Below are 12,444 nucleotides of genomic sequence, written 5' to 3'. Positions count from 1 at the left end.
GACTTTCATAAGTTTGCTTGATAAAATGATTCCAGTATTTTGATTTATGGAGGGTTTAAATGTCAGCTATATTAGATAATCCATGGTTAATGGTGCTATCTATATTTGTCATTAATATAGTATATGTATCCTGTTTAACAATGAGAACAATTTTAACATTAAAAGGATATCGATATGTGGCCGCTGCTGTTAGTGTACTTGAAGTAGTTGTTTATGTTATCGGGTTAGGTTTAGTAATCAATAGTCTTGACCAAATTCAGAATATATTAGCTTATGCGCTTGGATTTGCTGCAGGCATCATTGTCGGCATGAAGATAGAAGAGAAAATTGCATTAGGATATATCGTTGTGAATGTTACAACAGCTGAATATGAAACAGATTTACCAAGAACGTTAAGAGATTTAGGTTACGGTGTTACACATTACGTTGCTAAAGGACGAGATGGTGATCGCTTAGTGATGCAAATTTTAACACCACGTAGATTCGAATTAAAATTAATGGATACAATTAAACAATTGGATTCTAAAGCCTTTGTAATCGCTTATGAACCTAAGAATATACACGGTGGATTCTGGGTTAAAGGTGTACGAAGCAAAAAATTAAAGGCGTATGATACGGATGAAGTTTAGAGTAGAAGACAATGAAACGATTGAAATGTGTCTCAAAAGAATGAAAGCTCAAGGTTATACACCTGTAAAAAGATTTGAAAAACCTGTATTTATTGAGAAAGAAAATGGTGACATTGAAGTTCTTAAACAAGAAATACAATTCGTAGGTAAGAAAATCAAAGAATGATTATAAATCTGGGACATGAGAATGTGGCCCAGATTTTTTTCTACTTTTAGTTTATTCTCCTAGTGTTACAATATATAATGAAAGATATTAGGAATAAAATTATAAATCACGAACAATTTTGTATTTTTTATAAACAATGTACGTGTTCGTAGAAGTCTGTTATACTATAAATGACTAAAATATGTTAGGAGAATTTATCAATGATTGAACGTTATTCAAGAGAAGAAATGGCTAATATTTGGACAGAACAAAATCGTTTTGAAGCTTGGTTAGAAGTTGAAATACTAGCTTGTGAAGCATGGAGTAAATTAGGACACATTCCTGCAGAAGATGTAAAGCTTATAAGACAAAATGCTAAGGTCGACGTTGATAGAGCTAAAGAAATTGAACAAGAAACACGTCACGATGTTGTGGCATTCACAAGACAAGTTTCTGAAACTTTAGGTGAAGAACGTAAATGGGTACATTACGGTTTAACTTCAACAGATGTTGTTGACACAGCGTTAAGTTATGTCATTAAACAAGCAAATGAAATCATTGAAAAAGACTTAGAAAGATTTTTAGAAGTATTAAAAAATAAAGCAATTGAACATAAAACGACTTTAATGATGGGTAGAACACATGGTGTACATGCTGAACCAACAACATTTGGTATTAAAATGGCACTATGGTATACAGAAATGAAACGTAACTTAGAAAGATTTAAACGAGTTCGTGAAGAAATTGAAGTTGGGAAAATGAGTGGTGCTGTTGGAACATTTGCAAACATTCCACCAGAAATTGAAGAGCATGTATGTACAGAATTAGGATTAGGTTGTGCGCCAGTTTCTACGCAAACACTTCAACGTGATCGCCATGCTTATTACATTGCGACATTAGGATTAATCGCAACATCTATTGAAAAATTCGCAGTAGAAGTTCGTGGCTTACAAAAAACTGAAACTCGTGAAGTTGAAGAAGCTTTTGCTAAAGGTCAAAAAGGTTCTTCAGCAATGCCTCATAAACGTAATCCAATTGGTTCTGAAAATGTGACAGGTTTAGCACGTGTGATTAGAGGATATATTACGACTGCTTATGAAAATGTACCATTATGGCACGAAAGAGATATTTCACATTCATCTGCAGAAAGAATTATGTTACCAGACGTAACAATCGCATTGGATTATGCATTAAACAGATTTACGAATATCATCGATCGTTTAACAGTATATCCAGAAAACATGAAACGTAATATCGATAAAACATTTGGTTTAATTTATTCACAACGTGTTATGTTAACGTTAATTAATAAAGGTATGGTAAGAGAAGAAGCATATGATATCGTTCAACCAAAAGCAATGGAATCATGGGAAACTCAAACACCATTTAGAACATTAGTAGAACAAGATGAAAAAATTACAAACTTGTTAAGTACTGAAGAATTAGACGAATGCTTCAATGAGAAACATCATTTAAATCAAGTCGATACAATATTCAGAAGAGCGGGTATAGAATAAGACACATTTTACTGTACTTTAATAGGTTAGTGCGTTAAAATGCAATTAATGAACTTATATTAAACAGGGGTTGATTTTTTGCAAATTGAAAAATTAAGAGGAAAAGCATTAGATGAACTATTTGATGCAGTTCTTACACTAGAAACTCGAGAAGAATGTTATCAATTTTTTGATGATTTATGTACAGTAAATGAATTACAGTCATTGTCACAAAGATTACAAGTGGCTAAAATGATTAAACAAGGATACACTTATGCTCATATAGAAAAAGAATCAGGTGCTTCAACTGCAACAATTTCAAGAGTTAAACGCTCATTGCAATGGGGTAATGATGCATATACGATGATTCTTGAAAGAATGAATATTGACTTCGAAAAATAATCATAAATATGTATGAGGGGGAGCGAGACAGAAAACTAATTTGTGAAAAAGATTTCGTAGTCTCGCCCCGGCAAAGATGGCTAGAGTTGAAAAAGTTTGAAACAAGCGCATTTCAATTCAGTCATCTACTGCCAAATGACTAAGAGAGACTGAGACATTTTATTATGTCTCAGTCTCTTAATTGGTTAAAATAGTATAATAATAGTAAATTTTATGAAATAAGGAGCTTTACGCATGAAGAAATTATTTTTAATAATTGGCATATCTACTTTAGTATTAAGCGCATGTAGTGATGATCAGAATACAGATAAGCAATCAACTAAAGAAGAACATACTCAAAAAGATAAAAAAGAGACTGCACAAAAATCTAAAAAGCAAGAACAAAAGAAACATAAAGTGACAAAGAAAGATGGCATCACTTATGTTGACGGGCATGTTTTTGTAAACAAAAAAGTAGGCTTACCACATGATTATGCCCCAGGTGAAAATAGTACTGCAAGAAATCAATTAAATAAACTAATACAAGATGGAACGAATGAAGGTTTAGACTTAGTATTTAGAAGCGGATATCGTTCTTACGAAAATCAAAAACAACTATATAATGATTATGTAGCAAGAGATGGTGAAGAAGCGGCCAACCAATATAGTGCTAAACCAGGACAATCAGAACATCAGACAGGATTAGCATTTGATGTAGGTTCAAACTCAGCAACTTACGATTTTAGAAAGTCGTTCGGAAATACAAACGAAGGAAAATGGATTAAAACACACGCACATCAATATGGATTTATCATTAGATATCCATTAGGTAAAGAAAAAATAACAGGATACCAATATGAACCATGGCATTTAAGATATGTCGGTAAAGAATTAGCAGAAAAAATTTATAAGCAAGACACAACATTAGAAGAATACTTTGATTACGGTAAATAGAAGTTGTGAGAGAGATTGAATATGTGAGTTAAAGAGTTAGTAAACTCACAAGATAGTAAAAGATGTGAGTTAAAGAGGCAGTAAACTCACGAGATTGTCGAATATGTGAGTTAAAGAGGTAGTAAACTCACAAGATCGCAAAAGATGTGAGTTAAAGAGGCAGTAAACTCACAAGATTGCAAAACATGTGAGTTAAAGAGGCAGTAAACACACGAGATCGTAAAACATGTGAGTTAAAGAAGAATTAACTCACGAGATTGTAAAAGATGTGAGTTAAAGGAGCAGTAAACTCACATGTTCACCAAACTCACACTTCACAACTTCACAAATATACATCTTCATCTTAACCGTATCTTAATCAATGTAAGAAGCGAAATTTTTCGCTTCTTTTTTTATGATAATTGTCCTATTTCATTTCGGAATTTAATCTTAAAAATGCTATAATTAATCTTATGATAATTAAAGGAGTTTAAGTATGTACGATATAAATTTGTGGAGTCACGTATTTAAATTAGATCCAGCGAAATCTATATCAGATGAGGACTTAATGAAAATATGTGAATCTGGGACGGATGCTATTATAATTGGCGGTACTGATAATGTTACGGAAGATAATGTACTAAATTTAATGAGTAGAATTAGACGTTATCCGTTACCTTGTGCACTTGAAATTTCTAATATTGAAAGTGTTGTGCCTGGTTTTGATTTTTATTTTGTACCGAGTGTTTTAAATAGTAATAATGTTGACTTCCATAATGGTCTGCTTCAAAAAGCTGTTAAGGAATATGGCTATATGATGGATTTTGATGAAATTTTCTTAGAAGGCTATGTTGTCATGAATGAAGACAGTAAAGTAGCGCAATTGACAGATGCGAAAACAGATTTAGATGAAGAAGATTTAATCAGTTATGCAAGAATGGTGGATAAACTTTATCATTTACCTATTTTTTATTTAGAATACAGTGGTAAGTATGGAAAAGTGGAAGAAGTTAAAGCTGTTAAAGAACATTTAGAAAACGCCCGACTTATTTATGGTGGCGGTATAGATAATTTAGAAAAAGCGAAAGAAATGGCAGAATATGCTGACATAATTGTAGTCGGTAATGCCATTTATGAAGATTTGAAAAAAGCTTTACAAACAGTAAAAGTAAAACAATAAAGGAAGGTTTTTATGAACGCATTGTTAGATAGAATGAATGACGAACAGAAACAAGCAGTCAAAACAACTCAAGGGCCATTACTGATTATGGCAGGTGCAGGTAGTGGTAAAACGAGAGTATTAACGCACAGAATTGCGTATTTATTAGATGAGAAAGATGTTTCTCCTTATAATGTTTTGGCAATTACATTTACTAATAAAGCAGCTAAAGAGATGAAAGAAAGAATTAGCCATTTAGTTGGTCCTGAAGCTGAAAGTATTTGGATATCTACATTCCACTCAATGTGTGTAAGAATCTTAAGAAGAGACATTGACCGTATTGGAATTGAAAGAAACTTTACAATTATAGATCCGACTGACCAAAAATCAGTGATTAAAGAAATATTGAAAAAGCAAAATATAGATAGTAAAAAATATGACCCAAGAACATTTATTGGTGCGATTTCTAATTTAAAAAATGAATTAAAAACAGCAGAAGATGCTGAAAAAGAAGCTAGTGATTTTCATGCCAATATGGTTGCTAGTGTATACAAAGGCTACCAAGAAAAATTACTTAGAAATCACGCATTGGACTTTGATGATTTAATCATGATGACGATTCAATTATTTAATAGAGTGCCTGAAGTATTGGAGTACTACCAAAATAAATTCCAATATATTCATGTCGACGAATATCAAGATACTAACAAAGCACAATATACGCTCGTTAATTTATTAGCAAGTAAATTTGAAAATATATGTGTCGTAGGTGACTCTGACCAATCTATTTATGGTTGGAGAGGTGCAGACATTAAAAATATTTTATCATTTGAAGAAGACTATCCAAATGCACAAACAATTTTCTTGGAGCGTAACTATAGATCAACTAAGACGATTTTAACTGCAGCAAACGAAGTGATTCGTAATAATGCTGAACGTAAACCTAAAGCATTATGGACGGATAATAACTCAGGCGAAAAGATAAAATATTATGAAGCGACAACTGAAAGAGATGAAGCAGAATATGTCATCCGTCAAATATTAAAGAAAAAACAAGAAGGCTATAAAAACCAAGATATAGCTGTGTTATATCGAACAAATGCGCAATCACGTGTACTTGAAGAAACGTTCTTGAAATCTAACATTCCTTATACAATGGTTGGCGGAACAAAGTTCTATGACAGAAAAGAAATTAAAGACATTTTGAGTTATTTAAGATTAATTTCAAATAGTAATGATGATATTAGTTTTGAAAGAATCATTAACGTACCTAAAAGAGGTATTGGACCGACATCAGTTCAAAAAATTGCTCAATATGCAGCGATGAATCAATTGAGTTACTTTGATGCATTAGGAGAAGTTGATTTTATCGGTTTATCTAAAAAAGTTACTGAAGAAGGCGCAGCATTTTATGAGATGATGAACAACTTTATGCAACAACAAGAGTTCTTATCAGTAACTGAAATTGTAGAACAAATACTAGAAAAATCTGGTTATAGACGTATGTTAGAGAACGAACAAACGATTGAATCACAAAGTAGACTTGAGAATATTGATGAGTTCTTATCAGTACCAAGAGACTATGAGAAAAACACACCAGTTGAAGAGCAATCATTGATGAACTTCTTAACAGATTTATCACTCGTTGCAGATGTTGATGATGCAGATTTAGAAGCCGGTGTAACATTGATGACAATGCACTCAGCGAAAGGTCTAGAGTTCAAAGTTGTATTTATCATTGGTATGGAGGAAAGTATTTTTCCACACTTTAGAAGTCTTCAATCAGGTGAAGAACATGAAATGGAAGAAGAACGCCGAATTGCATATGTGGCTATTACGAGAGCCGAAGAAGAGTTACACTTATCTCATGCGACAACTCGTACATTGTTTGGTAGATCTCAAGCGAACTTAAAATCAAGATTTTTAAAAGAAATTCCAGAAGATTTACTGGATGGCGTGAAACCAAAAACATCATTCAAGCAAAAACAAACATCAACACCTAAACGTAGTTTTGCAGGGCGTATGAATACGAAGCAGAAACCAGAAACATCATGGAATGTTGGGGATAAAGTAACTCATAAATCATGGGGTGAAGGAATGGTAAGTGCTGTGAATGATAAAAATGGTTCTGTTGAATTAGATATCATTTTCAAAAAAGAAGGACCAAAACGTCTATTAGCGCAATTTGCACCTATTGAGAAGAAAGGGGAGTAAACTATGGAAGATTTAAAATCAAGAGTTAATGAACTTCATCAATTGTTACATCGTTATAACCATGAATATCATGTGTTAGATAATCCAACTGTTCCGGACAGTGAATATGATCAATTATTGCATGAGTTAATCTCTATAGAAGAAAAGCACCCTGAACTAAAAACGGACGATTCACCAACAGTTAGAGTTGGTGGACCACCGTTATCTCAATTTGAAAAAATTAATCATGACACACCTATGTTGTCATTAGGTAATGCTTTTAATGAAGAAGATTTAAGAAGATTTGATCAAAGAGTTAGAGAAAAAGTAGACAATGTTCGCTACACTTGTGAATTAAAAATTGATGGATTAGCAGTATCATTAAAGTATGTAAACGGACGATTTGTTCAAGGATTAACGCGTGGAGATGGTACAACTGGTGAGAATATCACTGAAAATTTAAAAACGATACATGCCATTCCATTAACAATTAAAGAACCTCTTTCTATTGAAGTTCGTGGTGAAGCATACATGCCTAGAAAATCTTTTGTTTCTTTGAATGAACAAAAAGAACAAAACGGTGAACAACTATTTGCAAACCCTAGAAATGCCGCTGCTGGTTCATTAAGACAGCTTGATTCAAAATTAACTGCTAAAAGAAAGCTCGATATTTTCTTATATAGTGTTAATGACTTAACGGAAATAGAAGCGGATAGTCAATCAGAGGCATTAAATAATTTAGATGAACTTGGCTTTAAGACAAATAAAGAAAGAGAAACATTTGATGATATAGAAGGTGTATTATCTTTTATAAGTAAGTGGACTGAACAACGCAATAATTTATCATATGATATAGATGGCATTGTCATTAAAGTTGATGATTTAAGTCAGCAAGAAGAATTAGGATTTACTCAGAAATCACCTAGATGGGCAATTGCGTACAAGTTCCCAGCTGAAGAAGTCTTAACTACATTAACAGATATTGAATTAAGTATAGGTAGAACGGGTGTTGTGACACCAACTGCGATATTAGAGCCTGTTAAAGTGGCAGGAACTACTGTTTCTCGTGCATCATTACATAACGAAGACTTAATCCATGAAAAAGATATCCGTATAGGAGATAAAGTTGTTATCAAAAAAGCAGGTGATATTATACCTGAAGTCGTTAAAAGTATTGCTGAAGAAAGAAGCGAAGATAGTGAAGTTTATCATATGCCAACACACTGTCCTAGTTGTGAGCATGAATTGGTTAGAATAGAAGGCGAAGTTGCATTAAGATGTATTAACCCTAAATGTTCTGCCCAATTAGTAGAAGGTATGATTCATTTCGTATCACGACAAGCTATGAATATCGACGGTTTAGGAGATAAAATAATCGAACAACTTTATCAAAACGATAAAATTAAAGATGTTGCGGATTTATATTATTTAACTAAAGATGATTTACTACCATTGGAAAGAATGGGCGAGAAGAAAGTTCATAAATTATTAACAGCAATCGAAGCTTCTAAAGAAAAATCACTTGAACATTTATTATTTGGTTTAGGTGTGAGACATTTAGGTACAAAAGCAAGTCGTGTAATAGCTGAAAAATATGAAACAATTGATCGTTTATTCGAAGTAACGATAGAAGATTTAACTGAAATTCCAGATGTGGGGCATAAGATGGCTCAATCACTTGTTACGTATATGGAAAATGATGATATAAAAGTATTAATCGATAAACTTAAACAAAAAAATGTTAACATGACTTATACAGGTATTAAGCAATCTGAAATTGAAGGTCATCCAGATTTTACTGGAAAAACATTCGTCTTAACTGGTAAAATGACAGAGATGACAAGACCTGAAGCAACAAAAGTAATCCAATCATTAGGTGCAAAGGTAACAGGAAGTGTCACTAAAAATACAGATGTTGTTATTGCTGGTGAAGATGCTGGATCCAAACTTGAAAAAGCTGAAAAATTAAATATAGAAGTTTGGTCAGAAGAAGATTGGTTAAACAAATATCGTAATATCAATGAATAGAGGTTAAAGATATGAAAAAAGGATTTCTTATTTTAGCGTCTGTAATATTGCTTACAGCATGTTCATCAGATACTACTCAAAAAGATAATCAAGATAAATCGGATAAAGAAAAAGAGCAAACAAAGCAAATTTCTACAGGTATGCAAATTTCCAGTGATTATTATCGAACATTACTACCTTTTAAAGTAAGTGCTGCTAGAGGATTAACTCAAGATAATATGATTTCTAGTTATAACAGTGAAGCATTTGAAAGTGGTTTGTTAGATATAAGTAAACAAACATTTTCACCTGATGATTACTTATACAGAGATGGCCAATTCTTAGATAAAGATACTGTTAGAGCATATTTAGCACCTAAATATACTAAAGCAGAAATTAAAGATATGAGTGATGATGAAAAAGAACAAAATAATGCTAGAGAAAATTTAGGTTTGAATCCAACTCATAAAGGGGAAACAGATCCTGAAAAAATAGCTGAGAATTCACCTACATATTTATCACATATCATCGAACAAGATTACTTCACAGAAAGTGATGCTAAAAAACAAAAGATTTCTGGTATGACAATTGGTTTAGCCATGAATAGTGAATATGTTTACCAAAAAGAAGAATACGGTGAAACATATACGAAGAAACTGGATAACAAAGAAGTAGAGAAAAAAGGTAAAGAAATGGCTGAAGAAATCCTTTCACGACTTCGTGTAAGAGATGACCTTAAAAATATTCCAATTAACTTTGGTATCTTCATACAGTCTGGAGAAGGTGACATCAAACCAGGTAAATTTGTTTCTTATGCTTCTAGTGAAGGCGGTAAGCGTAATGTTAAAAGTTGGGAAAAAATGAATCAAAAATATGTCACAATCCCATCAAACGATGCAGCAGATTTAGATGAAAATTTAAATTCTAATTTTGAACAGTTCAATCAAGACTTACAAAAATACTTCCCTAACTTTACACAATCAGTAGGAACAGGTAAATTTGATGACGATAAACTGACAGAACTAGAAATAAAAGTACCACTTGATTATTATGGAAAAGCAGAAGTAATTGGTGTGACTCAGTACGTAGCAGACCTATCTCAAAAATACTTTAAAGGTATAGATGATTTAGAAATATCTATCGTAGACGGAGAAGAACCACAAGCACTAATTACAAAGACTAAAGATGATGACGAACCACAAATTCATATTTATAAATAATTAAAAAGAGAGTCTGGAACAGAAATGTTCTAGACTCTTTTCGTATTTTCGGAAATATGGGCCTGAACATTGCAAGTGAGGCGTGACAAGCAATGTTGGGAGGACTGAATATTGCAAGTGGGGTGTGACAAGCAATGTTGGAGGACTGAACATTGCAAGTGAGGCGTGACAAGCAAAGTTGGGAGGCTGAACATTGCAAGTGAGGTGCGACAAGCAATGTTCAGGAGCTCGAATTTATCAAGACTTACGAAACAAGATAAATAGAAGGTCTGTATTTATCAAGACTAGCCAAACAAGATAAATATGAGCCTTGTATTTATCAAGACTAGCCAAACAAGCAACATAGACGCTCTCTATATTGCAAGACTGTCCAAACAATCAACATAGATCGCCCATATATTGCAAGACTAGCCAAACAAGCAACATAGAAGCTTCCCATATTGCAAGACTCCCTAAACAAGCAACATAGCCCCCAATGTTACAGCTATTTTTCCATAAAAAAAGAGTCTGGGACATAATGTAATGTCTCAGACTCTTTTAGTCTCTTGGCAGTAGATGTCTGAATTGAAAATGCGCTTGTACCAAGCTTTTTTCAACTCTAGTCATCCTTGGCGGGGCGGGACGACGAAATCTTTTTTATCTAAATTAGATTTCTGTCCCGCTCCCTCTTCCATATTAATCTTCTTTTAAGATACGTTTCATACGATCTAAGTTATCAATAACTTCTTTGTCTGGCTTTTTAGTAAATGAACTTACAATAACTGTAACGACGATGTTAGTGAAGAATCCTGGGATAATTTCGTATAATTCGAAAATACCGCCATGACTTTTCATCATAATCCAGAATAGTACGACGATTGAAGACGTAACCATACCTGCGATTGCACCGTTTTTCGTTAGGCCTTTCCAGTATAATGACATTAATACAAGTGGTCCAAATGCTGCACCGAATCCTGCCCAAGCATTACCTACAAGGTTAAGGATAGTATCGTTTGGAGTCCAAGCAAGTAATATTGCCACGACTGCTACAGCTAATACTGCAAATCTACCTACCATAACAAATTCTTTATCTCTATCTGGTTCATAACCACGTTTTTTAGTTATGATTTTATAGAAGTCTTGTGTTAAAGCACTTGATGTAACGAGTAATTGAGATGAAATTGTACTCATAATAGCTGCTAAAATTGCTGCTAAGAAGAACCCGCCAACTAATGGGTGGAATAACACTTGACTCATTAAGATGAAGATTGTTTCTGGGTTATCAATTGTTTGGCTCGTGTCATGAATGTATGCAATACCAGTTAAACCAACTAAACATGCACCTAATAATGAAACTGCCATCCAACCGATACCGAATCTTCTTGCTGTTGGTAATTGTTTATGTGATTTAATAGACATAAATCTTACAATAATATGTGGTTGTCCAAAATAACCAAGTCCCCATGCAATTAATCCTATGATACTTACAACTGAAGTTCCTTTAAACCAATCTAAGTTTGTTGGTTTAACTTCTGCTACAGTGTGGAAAGTATCTAACCCGTTTAAAGTTAATAATGCTGCGATAGGTACCATAACCATCGCTATTAACATGATCACACCTTGGAAGAAGTCTGTTAGAGAAACAGCTAAATATCCTCCGAAGAATGTATATATTACAACGATACCAGCAGTTAAGATAATACCAAGACGATAATCCATACCAAATGCACTTTCGAATAAAGTACCGCCTGAAACCATACCAACTGAAGTATATAGTGTAAAGAATACTACAATGATAATACCTGAAATAATTTTTAAAGCATGTGTATTATCTGCAACACGTTTCTCGAAGAAGTCTGGAATGGTAATAGCATTTCCAGTATGTTCAGTATATACACGTAATTTCGGTGCTACTAATATGTAATTTAACCATGCACCTACTGTTAAACCGATAGCAAGCCAAGTTGCTGATAATCCAATACTGTAAACTTCACCAGGAAGTCCCATAATCATCCAACCACTCATATCGGATGCACCAGCGGATAATGCTGTTACATAAGGACCTATACTACGGCCACCTAACATGTACTCATCTAAATTGCTTGTTGATTGTTTATAAGCATAATAACCAATTGCTAATAGAACAACAAAATAGGCTATAATCATGAAATAAGTTTGCCAGCCTGAAGCAACTCCAGTGCTCGCATCAATTTGTCCTAAAATAAACATATTCCCGCTCCTTTATTTAAATATTTTAAAGTTGCACGTTGACCATTATACACAAATAAAATAATAATCAAAG

The 12,444-nt window shown here is 33.3% G+C and carries 10 protein-coding genes; 9 read left to right on the top strand and 1 reads right to left on the bottom strand.

Features of this window, described 5'->3' with window-relative positions; genetic code table 11:
* Positions 1-59: 59 nt before the first annotated feature.
* The 9 genes from LQ617_RS12505 to LQ617_RS12465 all read left to right on the top strand — a co-directional run bounded on the left by LQ617_RS12505 (position 60) and on the right by LQ617_RS12465 (position 10,163).
* Positions 60-629 carry a DUF2179 domain-containing protein gene (locus LQ617_RS12505; protein WP_025905125.1) on the top strand — a complete coding sequence of 190 codons (570 nt, stop codon included), beginning with the start codon at positions 60-62 and terminating at the stop codon, positions 627-629.
* A complete protein-coding gene (locus LQ617_RS12500) occupies positions 619-795 on the top strand; it encodes an NETI motif-containing protein (protein ID WP_049320405.1) in 177 nt (58 codons plus the stop codon). The genes LQ617_RS12505 and LQ617_RS12500 overlap by 11 nt, the downstream gene beginning before the upstream one ends.
* Before the next feature lie 200 nt (positions 796-995).
* On the top strand, positions 996-2,291 hold the full coding sequence (purB, locus tag LQ617_RS12495) for an adenylosuccinate lyase (RefSeq protein WP_025905126.1): 1,296 nt from the start codon (positions 996-998) through the stop codon (positions 2,289-2,291).
* Between the two features lie 78 nt (positions 2,292-2,369).
* On the top strand, positions 2,370-2,672 hold the full coding sequence (locus LQ617_RS12490; RefSeq protein ID WP_025905127.1) for a YerC/YecD family TrpR-related protein: 303 nt from the start codon (positions 2,370-2,372) through the stop codon (positions 2,670-2,672).
* 234 nt (positions 2,673-2,906) lie between these two features.
* Positions 2,907-3,605 carry a M15 family metallopeptidase gene (locus LQ617_RS12485; protein ID WP_239740489.1) on the top strand — a complete coding sequence of 233 codons (699 nt, stop codon included), beginning with the start codon at positions 2,907-2,909 and terminating at the stop codon, positions 3,603-3,605.
* Positions 3,606-4,080: 475 nt separating this feature from the next.
* A complete protein-coding gene (gene pcrB / locus LQ617_RS12480) occupies positions 4,081-4,764 on the top strand; it encodes a heptaprenylglyceryl phosphate synthase (protein ID WP_204168130.1) in 684 nt (227 codons plus the stop codon).
* A 12-nt stretch (positions 4,765-4,776) separates the two neighbouring features.
* The gene (gene pcrA / locus LQ617_RS12475; RefSeq protein WP_049320401.1) at positions 4,777-6,957 is read left to right on the top strand and encodes a DNA helicase PcrA; all 2,181 of its coding nucleotides are present in this window, start codon (positions 4,777-4,779) and stop codon (positions 6,955-6,957) included.
* A gap of 3 nt (positions 6,958-6,960) precedes the next feature.
* Positions 6,961-8,964 (top strand): NAD-dependent DNA ligase LigA, encoded by a 2,004-nt coding sequence (ligA, locus tag LQ617_RS12470; protein WP_191836597.1) that lies wholly within the window; start codon positions 6,961-6,963, stop codon positions 8,962-8,964.
* A gap of 11 nt (positions 8,965-8,975) precedes the next feature.
* Complete coding sequence (locus tag LQ617_RS12465) at positions 8,976-10,163, top strand: CamS family sex pheromone protein (protein ID WP_025905132.1); 1,188 nt, start codon at positions 8,976-8,978, stop codon at positions 10,161-10,163.
* A 675-nt stretch (positions 10,164-10,838) separates the two neighbouring features.
* Here the strand turns inward: LQ617_RS12465 and putP are convergent.
* A complete protein-coding gene (gene putP, locus LQ617_RS12460; protein ID WP_275590281.1) occupies positions 10,839-12,371 on the bottom strand; it encodes a sodium/proline symporter PutP in 1,533 nt (510 codons plus the stop codon).
* Positions 12,372-12,444 lie beyond the last annotated feature (73 nt).

This window comes from Mammaliicoccus sp. P-M59, assembly GCF_022386135.1.
Lineage (GTDB): Bacteria > Bacillota > Bacilli > Staphylococcales > Staphylococcaceae > Mammaliicoccus > Mammaliicoccus sciuri_A.
Note: the sequence above shows the minus strand (reverse complement) of the source record. Positions and strands in the feature narration are given on the sequence as shown.

What these genes read in the sequence shown, in the direction of transcription:
- LQ617_RS12505 (WP_025905125.1), top strand. Translation starts at nt 60, where the DNA reads ATGTCAGCTATATTAGATAATCCATGGTTAATGGTGCTATCTATATTT.
- LQ617_RS12500 (WP_049320405.1), top strand. Translation starts at nt 619, where the DNA reads ATGAAGTTTAGAGTAGAAGACAATGAAACGATTGAAATGTGTCTCAAA.
- purB (WP_025905126.1), top strand. Translation starts at nt 996, where the DNA reads ATGATTGAACGTTATTCAAGAGAAGAAATGGCTAATATTTGGACAGAA.
- LQ617_RS12485 (WP_239740489.1), top strand. Translation starts at nt 2,907, where the DNA reads ATGAAGAAATTATTTTTAATAATTGGCATATCTACTTTAGTATTAAGC.
- pcrB (WP_204168130.1), top strand. Translation starts at nt 4,081, where the DNA reads ATGTACGATATAAATTTGTGGAGTCACGTATTTAAATTAGATCCAGCG.
- pcrA (WP_049320401.1), top strand. Translation starts at nt 4,777, where the DNA reads ATGAACGCATTGTTAGATAGAATGAATGACGAACAGAAACAAGCAGTC.
- ligA (WP_191836597.1), top strand. Translation starts at nt 6,961, where the DNA reads ATGGAAGATTTAAAATCAAGAGTTAATGAACTTCATCAATTGTTACAT.
- LQ617_RS12465 (WP_025905132.1), top strand. Translation starts at nt 8,976, where the DNA reads ATGAAAAAAGGATTTCTTATTTTAGCGTCTGTAATATTGCTTACAGCA.
- putP (WP_275590281.1), bottom strand. Translation starts at nt 12,371, where the DNA reads ATGTTTATTTTAGGACAAATTGATGCGAGCACTGGAGTTGCTTCAGGC.